Annotated in this window: 16 protein-coding genes, 2 tRNA genes and 1 riboswitch; of the genes, 5 read left to right on the top strand and 13 right to left on the bottom strand. The window is 72.1% G+C overall.

Annotated elements, in window-relative coordinates; genetic code table 11:
- Positions 1 to 6: 6 nt before the first annotated feature.
- Positions 7 to 747, bottom strand: a complete 741-nt coding sequence (locus AB4Y83_RS16095) for a serine aminopeptidase domain-containing protein (protein ID WP_442297488.1) — start codon at positions 745 to 747, stop codon at positions 7 to 9.
- Entirely contained in the window at positions 744 to 1,322 is a 579-nt protein-coding gene (gene dcd, locus AB4Y83_RS16090; RefSeq protein WP_020143865.1) for a dCTP deaminase, read from the bottom strand. Before dcd ends, AB4Y83_RS16095 begins: the two co-directional genes overlap by 4 nt.
- Before the next feature lie 104 nt (positions 1,323 to 1,426).
- Here dcd and AB4Y83_RS16085 point away from each other — a divergent pair, with 104 nt between their 5' ends.
- The gene (locus AB4Y83_RS16085) at positions 1,427 to 2,959 is read left to right on the top strand and encodes an AAA family ATPase (RefSeq protein ID WP_442297487.1); all 1,533 of its coding nucleotides are present in this window, start codon (positions 1,427 to 1,429) and stop codon (positions 2,957 to 2,959) included.
- A gap of 81 nt (positions 2,960 to 3,040) precedes the next feature.
- Here the strand turns inward: AB4Y83_RS16085 and AB4Y83_RS16080 are convergent, their stop codons facing one another.
- Both AB4Y83_RS16080 and AB4Y83_RS16075 read right to left on the bottom strand, forming a co-directional pair.
- Positions 3,041 to 3,910 (bottom strand): SMP-30/gluconolactonase/LRE family protein, encoded by an 870-nt coding sequence (locus AB4Y83_RS16080; protein ID WP_442297486.1) that lies wholly within the window; start codon positions 3,908 to 3,910, stop codon positions 3,041 to 3,043.
- Complete coding sequence (locus tag AB4Y83_RS16075) at positions 3,910 to 4,341, bottom strand: hypothetical protein (RefSeq protein ID WP_056774299.1); 432 nt, start codon at positions 4,339 to 4,341, stop codon at positions 3,910 to 3,912. The genes AB4Y83_RS16080 and AB4Y83_RS16075 overlap by 1 nt, the downstream gene beginning before the upstream one ends.
- A 109-nt stretch (positions 4,342 to 4,450) precedes the next feature.
- On the opposite strand from AB4Y83_RS16075, the gene AB4Y83_RS16070 reads away from it, so the two are divergent.
- Positions 4,451 to 4,521: transfer RNA gene (locus tag AB4Y83_RS16070), tRNA-Gly, on the top strand.
- Positions 4,522 to 4,611: 90 nt separating this feature from the next.
- Here AB4Y83_RS16070 and AB4Y83_RS16065 read toward each other — a convergent pair.
- Positions 4,612 to 5,130 carry a C40 family peptidase gene (locus AB4Y83_RS16065; RefSeq protein ID WP_442297485.1) on the bottom strand — a complete coding sequence of 173 codons (519 nt, stop codon included), beginning with the start codon at positions 5,128 to 5,130 and terminating at the stop codon, positions 4,612 to 4,614.
- A 34-nt stretch (positions 5,131 to 5,164) separates the two neighbouring features.
- A riboswitch (cyclic di-AMP (ydaO/yuaA leader) is annotated at positions 5,165 to 5,307 on the bottom strand.
- A 420-nt stretch (positions 5,308 to 5,727) separates the two neighbouring features.
- On the opposite strand from AB4Y83_RS16065, the gene AB4Y83_RS16060 reads away from it, so the two are divergent.
- Both AB4Y83_RS16060 and AB4Y83_RS16055 read left to right on the top strand, forming a co-directional pair.
- On the top strand, positions 5,728 to 6,222 hold the full coding sequence (locus AB4Y83_RS16060) for an FBP domain-containing protein (RefSeq protein WP_442297484.1): 495 nt from the start codon (positions 5,728 to 5,730) through the stop codon (positions 6,220 to 6,222).
- Between the two features lie 114 nt (positions 6,223 to 6,336).
- Positions 6,337 to 6,410 (top strand) — tRNA-Gly (locus AB4Y83_RS16055).
- 170 nt (positions 6,411 to 6,580) lie between these two features.
- On the opposite strand, the gene AB4Y83_RS16050 is transcribed toward AB4Y83_RS16055, so the two are convergent.
- Positions 6,581 to 6,724 (bottom strand): hypothetical protein, encoded by a 144-nt coding sequence (locus AB4Y83_RS16050; RefSeq protein WP_442297483.1) that lies wholly within the window; start codon positions 6,722 to 6,724, stop codon positions 6,581 to 6,583.
- Positions 6,725 to 6,880: 156 nt separating this feature from the next.
- Here AB4Y83_RS16050 and AB4Y83_RS16045 point away from each other — a divergent pair, with 156 nt between their 5' ends.
- On the top strand, positions 6,881 to 8,743 hold the full coding sequence (locus AB4Y83_RS16045; RefSeq protein ID WP_442297482.1) for an acyl-CoA dehydrogenase: 1,863 nt from the start codon (positions 6,881 to 6,883) through the stop codon (positions 8,741 to 8,743).
- A gap of 181 nt (positions 8,744 to 8,924) precedes the next feature.
- Here AB4Y83_RS16045 and AB4Y83_RS16040 read toward each other — a convergent pair whose 3' ends face one another.
- The 7 genes from AB4Y83_RS16040 to AB4Y83_RS16010 form a co-directional block, all read right to left on the bottom strand.
- Positions 8,925 to 9,932 carry a GNAT family N-acetyltransferase gene (locus tag AB4Y83_RS16040; RefSeq protein WP_442297481.1) on the bottom strand — a complete coding sequence of 336 codons (1,008 nt, stop codon included), beginning with the start codon at positions 9,930 to 9,932 and terminating at the stop codon, positions 8,925 to 8,927.
- A 105-nt stretch (positions 9,933 to 10,037) separates the two neighbouring features.
- Positions 10,038 to 11,417 (bottom strand): acyltransferase family protein, encoded by a 1,380-nt coding sequence (locus AB4Y83_RS16035; RefSeq protein ID WP_442297480.1) that lies wholly within the window; start codon positions 11,415 to 11,417, stop codon positions 10,038 to 10,040.
- A gap of 170 nt (positions 11,418 to 11,587) precedes the next feature.
- Positions 11,588 to 11,881, bottom strand: a complete 294-nt coding sequence (locus AB4Y83_RS16030; RefSeq protein WP_442297479.1) for a DUF6458 family protein — start codon at positions 11,879 to 11,881, stop codon at positions 11,588 to 11,590.
- A gap of 99 nt (positions 11,882 to 11,980) precedes the next feature.
- On the bottom strand, positions 11,981 to 12,859 hold the full coding sequence (locus AB4Y83_RS16025) for a hypothetical protein (protein ID WP_442297478.1): 879 nt from the start codon (positions 12,857 to 12,859) through the stop codon (positions 11,981 to 11,983).
- A 57-nt stretch (positions 12,860 to 12,916) separates the two neighbouring features.
- Complete coding sequence (locus AB4Y83_RS16020) at positions 12,917 to 14,803, bottom strand: NHL domain-containing thioredoxin family protein (protein ID WP_442297477.1); 1,887 nt, start codon at positions 14,801 to 14,803, stop codon at positions 12,917 to 12,919.
- Positions 14,800 to 15,606: a carbon-nitrogen family hydrolase gene (locus tag AB4Y83_RS16015; protein WP_442297476.1), complete on the bottom strand. Its 807-nt coding sequence runs from the start codon at positions 15,604 to 15,606 to the stop codon at positions 14,800 to 14,802. Before AB4Y83_RS16015 ends, AB4Y83_RS16020 begins: the two co-directional genes overlap by 4 nt.
- Before the next feature lie 173 nt (positions 15,607 to 15,779).
- Positions 15,780 to 16,022: a DUF6767 domain-containing protein gene (locus AB4Y83_RS16010; protein WP_442297475.1), complete on the bottom strand. Its 243-nt coding sequence runs from the start codon at positions 16,020 to 16,022 to the stop codon at positions 15,780 to 15,782.
- Between the last annotated feature and the right edge of the window lie 11 nt (positions 16,023 to 16,033).

Genomic DNA, 16,033 nt, shown 5'->3' with positions numbered 1-16,033 from the left:
CGAGGGTCAGATGTCGACCGTGACGCCCCCGGAGTGCACGACCCGGGCGACGACGGCCCCGATCGGGCCGGATCGCGGCTCACCCGTGCCACCGAGCTCGTGCGCGAAGGAGGCCTCGACGACCTCGGTGACGAGGTCCGTCCAGAGCCGGGCCCGCACGAGCATCGCGTGGTCGGCGCGGGCGACGCGGACGAGGGAGGCGTCGAGCCCCTCGGCCTGCATCTGCTCCACCGCGCGGCGGGTGCGGGCGAGCGAGCAGATGACGTCACGGTCGCCGTGGATGAGGACGGTGCGCCGGCCCGCGCCCGGGTGCGGGTCGCCCGGCTCGACCCACGGAGCGAGGCCGACGACGAGGCGGACGTCGGGCTCGTTGCCGACGAACATCGCGACCCGTCCGCCCATCGAGTGACCGACGAGGGCGATCGGGACACCGGGGTATGCCGCCCGCACCTGTGCCAGCGCCCACCGGGCGTCCTCGACGGGCATCGCATCGCCGTTCCAGCCACGGACGCGGAAGCGGAGCCGGGCGACGGCGATCGGACCGGGCACCCTCTTGAGGGACCGGGCGAACGGCACGAGGCGCGCGACGTTGTGCGACCAGGGCCGGTTGGGCTCGTGCCCGTCGACGGCACCGCCGTGCATGACGAGGGCGACGACGGCGGCGTCCGCGGGCCGCGCGTCCCAGACCAGGGAGGCCAACGGCATGCTGTCGCCGTCGGCCGCGGTGGTGTCGAGGTCGGCGCTCACACCTGGGTGCGGTGGAAGCTCGCGAACGAGCGGCTCGCCGTGGGACCGCGCTGCCCCTGGTAGTGGGAGCCGTAGGCCGCTGAGCCGTAAGGGTTCTCGGCCGGCGAGCTGAGGCGGATGAAGCAGAGCTGGCCGATCTTCATGCCGGGGTAGAGCATGATCGGCAGGGTCGCGACGTTGGACAGCTCGAGCGTGACGTGGCCGGAGAAGCCGGGGTCGACGAAGCCGGCGGTCGCATGGGTCAGCAGGCCGAGCCGTCCGAGCGAGCTCTTGCCCTCGACGCGCGCAGCGAGGTCGTCCGGGAGGGTCACGGTCTCGAGCGTCGAGCCGAGGACGAACTCGCCCGGGTGCAGCACGAAGCTGTCCTCGTCGGGACCGACCTCGACGAGCCGCGTCAGCTCCGGCTGCTCGGCGGCCGGGTCGATGTAGGGGTACTTGTGGTTGTCGAAGAGCCGGAAGAACTTGTCCAGCCGGACGTCGACGCTCGACGGTTGGACCATCGAGGGGTCCCACGGGTCGAGCACGACCCGCTCGGCGGCGATCTCGGCCCGGATGTCCTTGTCGGAGAGCAGCACGGGACGAGGCTATAACGCCGGGCCGGATTCGCCCCGGCACTCCTGCCCGACTCTCTTCCCTCGCGGACGCCCCACGGACGCCGTCGGCGACCTATCGTCACGTCATGGACCCCTCCGACCCCTCCGGCCCGGGCTCCGGCCGCGCCGACGACGCCCTGCTCGCCGACTTCCACTCCGTCCTTCGGCGGATCCTCGAGTCGCTACCGTCCGACGAGGCCGGACAGCGGCTGTCGGACGCCCTGCGCGAGCACCTCGGGGTCGAGCCGCACCTGCTGGCCGTCGTCTCGGCGACCGTGCTGCCGCACCGCCTCGTCGACGCGGACATCGCCCTGTCCGAGGTCGCTGGCGCCGACCCCGACGCCGCCGTCATCGGCATCGCCGGCGACGCGCGTCACCACATGTCGCTCGGCGACCTCGTGCAGCGCTTCCACGGCCAGGTCATGTCGGTCGGCCAGGTCGACTACGACCGGATGCCGACCGGCCCCGGCAAGGACGACCAGCGACAGGTCGTGACGTCCGGCATCCGCCTCTTCCACTTCGACGGACACGCCGTCGCGGTCCGTCAGCAGGGCATGAACCGACAGTTCGGGCGCGAGTCCGGGAGCATCGAGGTCGTCGCCCGCGACCGCGACGTGTCCGACGCCCTCATGGCGCGCATCCAGGAGCTCATGGACGAGCGCAGCGTCATCCGCGGCCAGGTCGTGACGTTCGGCTCGGACCCCTACGGGCCCGGCATGGCCGGCGTGACCTTCATCGAGCGACCGACCATCGACGCGGCCGCCGTCGTGCTGCCCGAGGGGGTGCTCGACCGGGTGGCGCACCACGTCATCGGCATGGGCGAGCACCGGGAGCGGCTCGTGGCCCACGGGCAGCACCTCAAGCGCGGAGTCCTGCTCTACGGGCCGCCCGGCACCGGCAAGACGCACACGGTCCGCTACCTGCTCTCGGCGACGCCGGGCACGACGGCCGTGCTGCTGAGCGGCGGCTCGTTGCGCTTCATCCACGACGCCGCCAAGGTCGCGCGGGCGCACCAGCCGGCGATCGTCGTCCTCGAGGACTGCGATCTCGTCGCCGAGGACCGGTCGTTCGCCCCGATGGGGGCCTCTCCCCTGCTCTTCGAGGTGCTCGACGCCCTCGACGGCCTCGACTCCGACTCCGACGTCGCCTTCGTGCTGACGACGAACCGCGTCGAGGACCTGGAGGTCGCCCTGTCGCAGCGGCCCGGCCGTGTCGACCTGGCCGCCGAGATCCCGCTGCCGGACGCCGAGGGCCGTCGCGAGCTGCTCCGCCTCTACGGCGGGCACCTCTTCGGCCCCGAGGCGATCTCGGCCGCGGCTGCCCGGGCCGAGGGCACGACGGCGTCCTTCGTCAAGGAGCTCGTGCGGCGCGCGGTCCTCGCGGCGGCGGTCGCCGACGAGCCGCCGGCCGACGACCACCTCGGCCAGGCCCTCGACGAGCTCCTGTCGGACGCGCAGGCGCTGACGCGCAGCCTCCTCGGCGTGGGCGGCAAGGACGAAGACGGCGCCGCCGTCGACCCCGGTGGTATGCCGTCCGGCCGGCTGCGACCGCGTCGCCCGGTCGTGCTCCTCGGCCCGTCCTCCGACGGCCGGATGACCCGCCCGGGACCACCGCCGTGAGGTGATGCGTGCCGAGCGTGCCCGGGCCCCGCTGCGCGACCCGGGCACACGGCATACGCCCTCGTGGTCTGGGGGCTGCGCTCAGCCGGCGAAGGCGCGCACCGGCTGCCCCGGCACGGCGACGCGCACGCGGAAGACGGCTCCGGCCTGGGGCTCGGGGTCGTCGAGGTTCTCGCGCGACGTCGTGACGTAGAGGTCGCGCAGGTCGTCGCCGCCGAACGTGCACGCCGTCGTGAGGCGCACGGGGACGGCGACCTCGGCGAGCACGTCGCCCCCCGGTGAGTGGCAGCGGACGCGGCCCGCGCCGTTGAGAGCGACCCAGACGTTGCCGGCGCTGTCGACGGTGAGCCCGTCAGGGTGGCCGACGTCGTGGGTGACGAAGGGGCGCCGGTCGGTGAGCTCGCCGTCGACGACCGTGAAGACGTCGGTGCGGCCGGTCGGGGTGTCGTCGTAGTAGGCGAGCCGGCCGTCGGGCGAGAGGTCGATGCCGTTGGAGATCGTCACGTCGGGCAGCAGGGTCGTGACGTCGCCGTTGCCGTCGACTCGGAGGAGCCGCGCGCTGCCGGGCACGCGGTCGTAGCCCATCGTCCCCGCCCACAGGCGGCCCTCGCCGTCGACGCCGCCCTCGTTCATCCGGACCGTCGGGTCGTCCCAGAGGTCGAACCACGGGGTGGGTGTGCCGTCCGGCTCGTCCGCGAGCGCCAGACCGCGCTCGGTCGCGACCACCCAGCCCCCGGACCTGCGTGGCCGCACGAAGGCGGCGACGTCGCCGACGTGCAGGCGGTCGACGGAGCCGTCGGCGCGCAGGGTCAGGACGTCACCGGCGAGAAGGTCGACCCAGCGCAGCCCACCCCACGTCGGCGACCACACGGGCCCCTCGCCGTGGTAGCAGACGGCGTCGGTGACCTGCTCGAGCTCTCCCGTGACGATCGGGCCGCCGTCGGCAGCCATCAGTCCCACCACACGCCGACGTAGTGGTGGCCGTCGGGCACGACCGGCCCGTCGACGAGCCACTGCGCGCTCGCGGCGGGGCCGCCGCTCGACTCGGTGTCGGCATCGATCGTCATCGCGTCGACCTCCTCGGGGAGCAGGGTCGTGATGACGGCCACCCCACTCGCGTAGGGCCATTCGTCGTCGGGGAAGTCCTGGAACTCGAGGACGTCGAGCTCCACCCGCACGTCGTGCACCTCCGGGTGCTCGCGCAGCTCGAAGAGCACCCGGCGCACGGTGTCGAGCGGCACGTCCTCGGGACGGTTCGGCGCGATGCACCACTCGCAGTCGTTGCCCTCGAAGAACTGCTCGAGGGTGACGGCCACCTGGGCACTCGCACCGCCGCGCTCGCGGACGTGGTCGACGAAGGCGGTCTGCTTGGCGAGATCCATGACGGTTTCGGCCCCTGGGGTCGCGTTCCTGACACTGGCGCGGTGTCGGCTACACTGACGCCGCGTGCCGCCTTGCGGACCCTTCGCGGGGCACCTCCGGGCGGCCCGTGCGAGCGTAGCTCAATGGTAGAGCGCCAGCTTCCCAAGCTGGATACGCGGGTTCGATTCCCGTCGCTCGCTCCGCGCACGACGAGTCGAACCACCGAGAGGTGGGCACCGCCCGGTGACACGGCCCCGAGGGTCGACACGGACCCCCGGGACCGATCCGGGTCAGGGCATGCGGCCTGCGACCCAGCTCGTCGTCCAGATCCTCGAGAGCTGGACGCGCTGGCCGGGTCTGGGTGCGTGCCAGACCTTGCCGTAGCCGGCGTAGATGCCGACGTGGTACGCGCGGCCTCCGGACATGAAGAAGATGAGGTCGCCCTGCTGGACGTTCGCCTTGCTGATGCGGACGCTGGCGAGTCGTTGGGCGTTGGCGGTGCGCGGGACGCCGACGCCGAGACGGGTGCGGTAGGTGTAGTAGACGAGGCCGGAGCAGTCGAACGCCGACGGGCCCGCAGCCCCGTAGCGGTAGGGATCGCCCTGCTGTGCGGCAGCGACCCTGACGGCGGTCCTGCCGCGCGCAGCGCGCGTGGCGGCCGAGACGTAGGCGACCGGTCTGGCCTTGATCGTGACCGGAGCGGTTCCCGCTCGAGAGGCAGCCTGGTGCGTCACCGACGATGTCGGCGCGCTACCCGTCCCGACGAGGAGGGCGGCTGCGAGAAGTGGCGTGATAGCCAGGGACTGCAAGGGAATTCGGCGTGCAAGGGTAGAAGTGGGCATGGTGGATTCCTTCCCACGCCTGTGAGGTGAGCTGTCGGGTTCGGGCGGAAGATGCCCGGCCGCAGATGCGGCTTCACCCCAAKGACCGGTTGGCCGGCCCGAAAGTGGGTCCCCCACTCCTGTCCGTTATTGCGTTGCTGCCCCACCGGTGGACAGGACTCGGCGTGCGGTGGGCCGCTCGGGGGAGACCCCGGGCGATGAGCATCCATCGACGGTGACAGACAGGTCACGAAAAGGGTCCTAGACGAACAGATTGTGGCAATAGTTGACAAGTCAAATGCGGTGGAAGCAGACATTCCATCCGCCACCGTGGCGTGGAGGACGCTCTCGGCAGCCCACGGCATACGCAGTCCGGCGCTGCGGTGCTCGGTAAACCAGTGGACCACCGTGGACGTCGTGACGCACCATGGACGCTGCTCCGTCGGGGCACGTCAGTCGTCAGCGGGGAGGCCCGCGGAGAGGTGGGTGGCCGTCATGGCCTGCTCAGCGGTCACGGTCCCGCTCCACCTCCCCCACCCCGGCTGACCGGGCACCCCGGTCCTGCCCGACTGACAGGAACAGACCGTGAAACCATTGACGGACAACGAGATTCGCGCCTCCTTCGTCAACGCCTCCCGGCGTGAGGCCAAGCAGGCAACCCTCCCCGCCGACCTCGACCTCGGCCCGCGCTGGGAGACGCTCGACTACCTCGGCTGGGTTGACCGCAGCAACCCGCAACGGGCCTACGCCGTCGTCCCGGTCGACGACGAACCCGTCGGCTTCCTCCTCCGGACCGCCGAGCGCACGCGCAAGGCGAGCGCGATGTGCGCCTGGTGCGAGGACGCCTTCGCGACGAGCGAGGTGGCCCTCTTCGTGGCCCGGCGGGCCGGGGCATCCGGCCGCGAGGGCAACAGCCTCGGCACCCTCGTGCACGCCGACTTCAGCTGCTCGACGCACGTCCGACGCCCGCCGAACGGCATGGAGGGCGGCCTCGACCCGCTCGCCCTCGTCGAGCGACGTGTCGAGGAGCTGCGGGCGCGGTCGTCGGCCTTCGCCCGCCGCCTGCGCGACGGCTCGTGACCCTCGGCTGACCTCGAGCACGTCGGCCCGGACCCGAGCGGGCGGTCCGGCGGCGCGCCCGAGCGCGCCGTTTGGACGTCGCGGCCCGACTGTTGCTACGGTTGGCGACGCCTCGCAGGCGTAGTTCAGTAGCAGAACAGCCTTCTTCCAGAAGGAAGACGTACGTGCAATTCGTGCCGCCTGCTCCAGATGGGAAGGGCCCGGTCTCCGTGACCGGGCCCTTCTGCTGTCCGGGCCCTTCTGCTGTCCGGGCCCTTCTGCTGTCCGGGCCCTTCTGCTGTCCGGGCACACATGCCGTCCGAGCACGTATGCCGTCCGGCCGGGCCTCGCGGGACGGGTCGCGGGCGCTCCCCCACCGTCAGCGCTCGTTGCCGCGCCGGTAGTTGCCGGTCGCCCGGGCCAGGGCGTACTGGACCGCGTCCTCGTCGTCGCCGTCGAGCACCCGGTCGAGGCGGCGTGCGGTCGCGCCGGCGATGACGGCGACGAGCCGGCCGGGCGGCATACGCCCTCAGAGGCCGCTCGTGGCGGAACCGTGACCTCTCCCCCTTGCGATCGTTACCGGTCAGTAGCATCATGGAAGTGACCGGCCAGTAACTTGGCGCGCCCGCCGACGACAGCGCGGACGCACGACGAGCAACAGAACGTGGAGGGTCCCCGGATGGGCCACTACAAGAGCAATGTGCGTGACCTCGAGTTCAACCTCTTCGAGGTCTTCAACCGTCAGGACGTCCTCGGCACCGGCATCTACGCCGACGTCGACGTCGACGCCGCCAAGGACATCCTCCGCGAGGTCTCACGCCTCGCCGAGCACGAGCTGGCCGGCAGCCTGCTCGACAGCGACCGCAACCCGCCCGTCTACGACCCGGTCAGCCAGTCGGTGACGATGCCCGAGTCGTTCAAGAAGTCGTTCAAGGCCTACGTCGACGGCGACTGGGGCAACCTCGACGTCCCCGCCGAGCTCGGTGGCATGGTCGTGCCGGCCTCGCTGCGCTGGTCGGTCGCCGAGATGGTCTGCGGCGCCAACCCCGCGATCCACATGTTCACGGCAAGCTACTCCTTCGCCAACCTCCTCTGGCACCTCGGCACCGACGACCAGAAGAAGCTCGCCAAGCACATCGTCGACCAGGCCTGGCACACGACCATGGTGCTCACCGAGCCCGACGCCGGCTCCGACGTCGGCGCGGGCCGCACCAAGGCCGTCCAGCAGCCCGACGGCACGTGGCACATCACCGGCGTCAAGCGCTTCATCACCTCGGCCGAGTCCGACATGGTCGACAACGTCGTCCACTTCGTCCTGGCCCGCCCCGAGGGCGCGGGCCCCGGCACGAAGGGCCTCTCCCTCTTCATCGTGCCGAAGTTCCAGGTCGACCTCGAGACCGGCGAGCTCGGCGAGCGCAACGGCGCCCACGTCACCAACGTCGAGCACAAGATGGGCCTCAAGGTCAGCACCACGTGCGAGGTCACCTTCGGCGAGCACGAGCCGGCCGTCGGCACCCTGCTCGGCGACGTGCACGACGGCATCGCCCAGATGTTCAAGGTCATCGAGAACGCCCGGATGTTCGTCGGCACCAAGGCGATCGCCACGCTCTCGACCGGCTACCTCAACGCCCTCGAGTACGCCAAGGAGCGCGTCCAGGGCGCCGACCTGACGCAGATGACCGACAAGGCGGCGCCCCGCGTCACCATCACGCACCACCCCGACGTCCGCCGCTCGCTCATGCTCCAGAAGGCGTATGCCGAGGGTCTGCGCGCCCTCGTCATCTACACCGCGAGCCAGCAGGACGCCGTCAACCAGGCGCAGGGCGGCAACCCGACGGTGCCGCTCGAGAAGGGCTCGGCGGCCGAGGTCGCCAACCGGATCAGCGACCTCATGCTGCCCCTCGTCAAGGGCCTCGGCTCCGAGCGCGCCTGGGTGCTGCTCGGCACCGAGTCGCTCCAGACCTACGGCGGCTCGGGCTTCCTGCAGGACTACCCGATCGAGCAGTACGTCCGCGACGCGAAGATCGACACGCTCTACGAGGGCACGACCGCCATCCAGGGACTCGACTTCTTCTTCCGCAAGATCGTCCGCGACAAGGGCCAGGCACTGCAGCACGTCGCCGGACAGATCCAGGAGTTCGCCAAGGACCTCGGCGGCTCGCTCGACACCGAGCGCGAGCTGCTCGGCCGGGCCCTCGAGGACGTACAGGGCATCGTCGGCCACATGATCGGCGACGCCATGAAGAGCGACCCGCGGATGGGGGGCGACACGGCCAACCTCTACAAGGTCGGCCAGAACACGACCCGCCTGCTCCTCGCGGCCGGTGACCTCGTCGTCGGCTGGCTGCTGCTCCGCCAGGCCGAGGTCGCCCAGAAGGCGATCGACGGCGGCGCCACGGGCAAGGACGCCGACTTCTACCGCGGCAAGGTCGCGGCGGCGTCCTTCTACGCCAAGAACGTCCTGCCGAAGCTCGCCTCCGAGCGCGCCATCGCCGAGGCCACCGACAACGACCTCATGGACGTCCCCGAGTCCGCGTTCTGACGCGCACCACCCTCACCTCGAGGCGCCCCTCCCCACCCGGGAGCGGGCGCCTCGTCGTCTCACGACGGCGTGCGTATGCCGTCCGCCCCGGTCACGGGGTGCCGTGACGGGCGCGCGGTGGCGCGGCCGTGAGTGGAACGCGAGCCGACTCGGTCGCGAGGACCGAGGGGGACGGGCGAGGTCAGGCGAGCGACCGCTGGTAGGCAGGGCACAGCTCGACGATGCGGAAGCCGAGGTCCTCGTTGATCGAGACCATCCACGAGTTCGTGTCGTCGTTGCCGGTGACGACCCGCTGCCGCTCGGGGTGGTCCACCTGCAGGCGCCGGAGGTTCTCGACCTTGAGGGCCATCCCGAGCCGACGTCCCCGGTGGTCGCGGTGCACGAGCGTCCCCCACTGCCAAGCGATCCCAGGGGCACCCGAGGGCAGCATGAAGTCGGTGTAGGCCACGACGTCGCCACTGTCCTGGTGGACCGCGACGGTCGTCAGGCGTACGCGCCCTTGGGCACTCGCGACGTCGAGGTACTCCCGGTAGCGCGCCGGCGTGAGGGACTCCTCCTCGAACTCGATGTCGCCCGTGGGCGCGTCGACGGCGAGCTGGTTCATGACGGCGCAGAGCGACTCCTGCAGGTGCTCGGGCACGCCGCCGACATGGGTCTCGAGGCGGTAGACACCCTCCCAGCGCGGTCGGGCGTGCTCGGCGTGCCGCGTGAGGAGGTCCTCGTCGACGGGCAGCTGGAGGTGGCGCATGATCTCGGTGTTGCTGAGGTGGAAGCCGTGCCGCTCGGCGAAGCGGCGGTAGCCGTGTCCCTCCGAGTCCGGGGGCACGAGGAAGTCGACGACCATCGTGACGCGACCCTCCTCACGGGCCCGCTCGAGGAGGCGCTCGACGAGGGCGGTGCCGGCGCCGCGCCTGCGGTGGGCCGGGTCCACCTGGACGTCGGTCCACGTCATCGTCGTGTTGTCCGACAGCGGCAGCCAGAGCGTCGCGACGCCGACGAGCTCGTCACCGTCGTGGGCAGCCCACATCTCCATGCGTTCGGCCTCGTCGACGTGACGCCACTCGACGAGCGTCTCCGCGAGGGAGGGCGGCTCGTTCCACGGGCGCTCGTGGCCCTTGCTGGCGATGATGACGTCGTACGCGCGGGCGCAGACGGCGTCGTCGTGCACGTCGATGAGCCTCGTCTCCATGGCACGACGGTAGGGGTCCGCGCGTGGGCGCTGCCATCGAGTTTCCTTGGGACGGAGCGCTCACTCGACGGGGACGGGGCGCTCACTCGACAGGCGGAGCGCGCGTCAGGTGCGGGGTGCGCGGGGGCGGGTCGTGCGCAGCAGGAGCAGCCCGGCCCCGAGGACGGCGAAGCCGACGATCGGCGTGACGTCGCCGACGAGGAAGAAGACCGGCCGGTTGCCGAGCACGTCGACGCCGACGATCGAGACGATGAGGATGCCGAAGAAGAGCACACCCGCCGACACGGCGGCCACGGGGTCGACCCAGCCCCGCGGTTCCGCCGCCGCGTCAGCCGCCGTGCGAGGCCCGCGGTCGAAGCGGACGAAGACGGCCACGAGCAGGCCGGTCACGACCGCGAGCACGGTGAAGAGGAGCGGCCGGGTCAGCCACCACTGCCACGACGCGACGGACGGCTGGACGACGCCGAGTGCGCGCAGCGCGAGGAGGACCGTCATGAGCGCCGTGAGGTGCCAGAGGAAGGCGGTCATCGCGAAGGGTCCGGCCAGGACGACCGAGCGCCAGACACGGGGCCGGGCGAGCACGCGCGCCATGACCGGCCGCAGGACGACGGCGAGGCCGCAGATGCCGATGCCCTGGGCGAGCAGGGCCGCCGTGGGGGGCGCCATGTTGGAGACGGCCTCTCCGGGCAGGCCCACCATCGACGTCGGGTAGGGCCCGAACGCGACGGCGAGACCCATCCCGCCGAAACCGAGGAGGGCCATCGCCCACCCGCGAGCGCTCGTGAGCAGGCCGTCACGCCAAGCGAACCCGAGCTGGTGCAGGGCCAGCCAGACGAGGGCGAAGTTGAGGTTGCCGACGAGCTCGGGCCCGCCGCCGAAACGCACGACGTCGACGACGCACGCCAGCACCACGAGCACCACGACGACGACGAGGCCCCAGCGCCGGTGGAGGTCACGCACGAGCGGGGCGAAGGCACAGGCCCCGAGGTAGATCCCGACGAACCACAGCAGCTGCGGCACCATGACGAGGGCGTCGCGCGCGAGCCTCCCCGCGTCGCCGGGACGCGACGTCAGGCCCGAGAGGTCGGCGACGACACCGAGTACGACCCAGACGGCGAGGAAGGCGAGGGTGGGGCGCAGCAGGCGCGTCGCCCGCGCCCGGAAGAACGCGGCATACCGTCCGCGGGGCTCGGGCCGGCTGCGCTCGAGCGACTCGAGCGTGTGGGCGTGGGCGACGCCCCCGACGAGGAAGAAGAGCGGCATGACCTGGAGCAGCCAGGTCAGTGGCTGGAGGGCCGGCACGACCGCGAGCGCGTTCGTGATCTGCCCGTCGGGCGTGATCGAGACCATGAGCCAGTGCCCGAGGACCACGACGAGGAGAGACCCGGCACGGAGGGTGTCGACCCAGCGGTCCCGGTCGGCGGGGGTCGCGGCGTCGATCTCGGAGGCCGTGCGGGGCGACGCGTCGGGGTGGGTCCGGCTCACGTCTCATCGAAGCACGGACGGCGCCCCGCGCAGGTGAGTTCTCCTGCTCAGGCCACCGTCCGCGGCTCAGCCCCCCGTCCCCGACTCACCCACCGTCGAAAGGCCACCAACCGGGCTCCGGTTCGTGGCCTTTCGACGGTCGAGGGCCGGGTTCGTGGCCCTCGACGGTTCTAGATGGTGCCGTCGCGGTGCTCGACGCGGTGCTCGACGACCTCGTCGCCGTCGACCCGGCGCTCGACGACGTCGGGAGCGCCGCGGCGCTCCGTGACGACCGTGTGCTGGGTGCGCGCGCGCTGGGCGTTGAGGACGAGCGCGAGGATGATCGCGAGCGCGCCGGCCACCATGAGGATGATCCCGATCGTGTTGCCCGTGCTGCTGCTCAGGTTGAGGACGCTGGAGTCGATGTTCGTGAAGCTGAAGATCGCGCCGACGACGAGCAGGAAGATCCCGAGTCCGATACCCATGGAGGTCTCCTTGGCTGGGGTACGCCCTGGACGCGTACCTGCGTGCCACATACCCGCCGGTCGGCAAACCATCACGATCCCGGCATCGACGGGCCGCGGTCAGCCGGAGCGCCGCCGCCCGAACGCGAGGGACACGGCCGAGACGACGAGCATGACGACCCCGACACCCACGGCGATCGCGATCTCGTAGTAGAGGGTGCGCGCCGCGAGACCGTAGGCGGCGTCGGCGATGGTGCGCGCCACCTCCGGGTCGACGCGGCGCATGAGCGGCTCGCGCGAGACCATGACGGCGAGGGCGAGCGCGAGGGCCGTGGCGATCCAGCCGATGGCGACGAGCGTGGTCGCCGTGCGCCAGCGCCGCGCGAGCGCGATCGACAGCAGCGCCAGGGCGCCCACGACGAGCGGTCCCCACGGGCCCCACGCGTCGGCGATGCGGTATGCCGTCTGGGCCTTCTGCAGGTCGGCGGCCTTGACGAGGGGGATCGTCACCACCGGCGCGATCGACCCGGCGTCGGGGACCCCGGCCTGCTCGAGCGTCGACGTCAGGGCGGGGACGGGGATCGTCAGGCGCACCGAGACGCGCCCCTGGTCGTCGAGCTTCGTGTCGGCCCGGCCCTCCATGACGGCGATGAACTGGGTGTGCAGCGCCCGGATGCCGGTGGCCCAGGCCGTCGTGACCTGGGGGCTCGCGACGAGGGCGGCAGCCTGGGTCCGGATCGGCGCCTCGAGCGCCTTCTCGATCGCCGGCTGGAGCTGGACCGCACCGAGGACGCCCTCGACGACGCCGTCGGTGAGGGCCTCCTGGACCAGCGGTTTCGTGACGACCGGCCGCAGCTCCTCCACGAAGACATCGGTGCGCGTCAGCATGACCGATGCCCAGAAGCCGACGAGCGACACGGGCAGCAGGACGATGGCCAGCAGCCCGCACACCGCCGAGAGGACGGAGCGTCCGCTGCCACCAGATGCCTGTCGTGCCACGTGTGCCGCCTTGTCGTCCACTGGTCTCGTCCCGACCTGCCGGACGGGTCGAACCGGCTAGCTTCCGGCCCGGACCCCGCGAAGGTCGAGAGTCAGTGTGGCATCGGCGGTCGGGTCGAGGGTGACCGGGATCCCCCAGTCCTGCTGGAAGAGGTGGCACGCGGCGTGCTCGGGCACCTCGCCCGTCTCGGGGTCGCCGTCGCAGGCGGCAGCCTGCACGGAGATGTGCAGCGTGCCTGACCCGATGCCGTCACGGAGGACGAGCGTCCGGGTCAGGCCCTCGGCCCGCCCGGCCCCGGAGACGAGGAGCGCGTCGGGCGTCGCGGACACGTCGAGGCGTGTCGGGTCGCCCCAGCGCAGGTCGAGCTTCTGCCCGGTCGGCGGCACGAAGGTCACCTCGAGCGCGACCTCACCGGCGGGCAGCGGAGTCGGCGGCCGCTGGGTGCGGTGGGCGGGGCCATCGACGCGCTGGGCGGCCTCGGGCAGGCTCACGCGGGTGAGGCGGTGGGCAGCGGACTCGACGACGACGAGGCGCACCTCGCCGGTCTCGGGGTCGTGCTCGACGACGGCGTCGCTCGGCTCGGCCAGTCCCTGGGCCAGGGTCGACACCTGGCCCGTCACGGGGTCGAAGCGTCGGACGGCACCGTTGTAGGTGTCGCTGACGGCGACCGAGCCGTCGGGCAGCTCGGTGACACCGAGCGGGTGCTGGAGCAGCGCGTCGGCGGCGTCGCCGTCACGGTGACCGAAGTCGAACAGGCCTGTGCCGACGTGGGTCTCGACGACGAGGTCGCCCTCGGGCGTGGTCGTCACCGACCGCAGGGCGGAGGTCTCGGAGTCGGCGACCCAGACGCGGTCGCCGGACGCGGAGGCGGAGAGCCCGGAGGGCTGCGCGAACCACGCCTCGGGTGCCGGTCCGTCGACGAGGCCCTCGTTGGACGTGCCGCCCACGACCTCGACACTCCCGTCCTCGAAGGTGTTGCCCGGCGTCCACGCCCACAGCTGGTGCGTGCCAGCCATCGCGACGAGGAGCCGGTCGCCGAGCCACGCGAGGTCCCACGGCGTCGACAGCGGCTGCTCGAGGGCGGGACCGCCCCCGGTGCGCTCGCGGAGCTGCGACCCCGTGCCGGCGACGACGTGGACCGATCCGTCGGAGAAGCGGATTCCCTTGACCTGGTGGTTGACCGAGTCGGCGACGAGCAGGTCGATGCCGAGCCGCTCGGCCACGTCGGGGGTCGCGAGGACGACGCCTTGCGGCTCGTTGAGCACGCCCTCGCCTCCCCACCGGGCCCGCTCGGTCTCGAGGTCGTCCTCGAGGTGCACGACCTCGTGGTCGGCCGTGTCACTGACGACGAACGACCCGTCCGGCAGGGCGACCGCCTTGCCGGGGAAGCGAAGGGCGGTGTCGGGGGCGGGCGGCGGGACGTAGGGATCGTCGCCCGGCTGGAGGGTGCCCTTGGCCCGGTGCTCCTCGACGAGCCCCGTGACGAGGGAGGCGAGACCCGGGCCGTGGCCCTCCCCCGACATCGACGCGACGACGTAGCCCTCCGGGTCCAGCACGACGAGCGTGGGCCAGGCGCGGGCGGCATACGCCTTCCACGTCACGAGCTCGGGGTCGTCGAGCACGGGGTGGTGGACGGCATACCGCTCGACGGCGGCACCCAGCGCGTCGGCCTCGGCCTCGTGCTCGAACTTCGGCGAGTGGACGCCGATGATGGTCAGCGCATCGGGGAACTGCGCCTCGACGGGCCGCAGCTCGTCGAGCACGTGGAGGCAGTTGACGCAGCAGAAGGTCCAGAAGTCGAGGACGACGACGCGACCGCGCAGGTCGGCGAGCGACAGCGACCGTCCGCCGGTGTTGAGCCAGCCCCGGCCGACGAGCTCGGGGGCCCGGACCTTGACGCGGGAGCGCAGCGAGGCGGTCTCGACCCCGGCACCCGGCGTCACGAGAGCCTCCGGTCGGCCAGCACGGGGAAGGTGCGGCGCCACTCCGGCGTCGCCGCGGTGTCGATGTCGATGCTCAGCACCTCCTCGTCAAGGCCGGCGGCGGCCAGAACCTTCCCGGTCGCGTCGACGACCTGCGAGTGGCCACCCATCTCGTGGCGGGCGTGCGTGCCGGCGGTGTTGCACTGGAGCACGACGCACTGGTCCTCGACGGCTCGCGCCTGGCCGAGCAGGGTCCAGTGCGCGACCCGCTTGCGCGGCCAGGCCGCGGGGATGACGAAGACCTCGGCACCGTGCTCGAGAAGGCGACGGTAGAGCTCGGGGAAGCGCAGGTCGTAGCACGTCGAGAGCCCGACCGGCACCGTGCCGCCGTCCGCGACCGGCACGTCGACGACGACGAGGTCCTCACCCGCGTCCATGAGGCTCGGCTCACCCTCGCCGAAGCCGAAGCGGTGGATCTTGCGGTACGTCGCGACGACTTCGCCATGGGGCGAGAAGACGAGGCTGGTGTTCCAGAGCCCTCGGCCACCGGGCTGGGCGGGCTCGGCCCGCTCGACGATCGAGCCGCCGTGCAGCGTGACCCGGGCGTCGCGGGCGGCGGCGGCGAGCGCCTGCGCGACGGGCCCGTCGACGGCCTCGGCCCGCTCGTCCCACGCGGTGTAGTCGAAGCCGCCGGCAGACCACAGCTCGGGGAGGACGACGAGGTCGTGACCGGCCTGGGCCCGCACGAGATCGACGACGCGGGCGGTGCGGTCGGCGACCGACTCGTCGTCACCATAGGCCAGCTGGATGAGCGCAACCTTCATGGTCCAACTCTCACACGGTCGAGCCGGTGCCGGGCCCGCGGTTCCGTCACGCGGGCACCCCCGGGACCCGAGGCCGCCGACCGCGGTCGCCTTCAGGCCATCGAGGCGAGACTCGCACTCGCGACGCAGGTCGACGCGACGGGGCTCACGGCATACGGCCCCTGTCGGGAGGTCTACCTCGAGACGCCGATGGACGACGCCGACGCGTGGGTCACGGGAGCTGCGGCAGCCGGTGCGCTGAGCCGCGCCGCGTGGCGCTCGCGGCGTCGTGCCGCGAGCTCCTCGCGGAGCTCCGGGTCGCTCCGGACGAGGTAGACGAGGCCACAGTCCTGCGGTCCGCTCGCCCCCGGGAAGCAGAGGGTGCACGGCTCACCCAGCCTGATCGGGCACCTCGGGTCGGACGGTCGCTGCGGCATGTCGCCTCCTC

It is taken from the genome of Terrabacter sp. RAF57 (genome assembly GCF_052113925.1).
In the GTDB taxonomy this organism is placed as follows: domain Bacteria; phylum Actinomycetota; class Actinomycetes; order Actinomycetales; family Dermatophilaceae; genus Terrabacter.
This window is presented reverse-complemented; position numbering and strand designations above follow the sequence as displayed.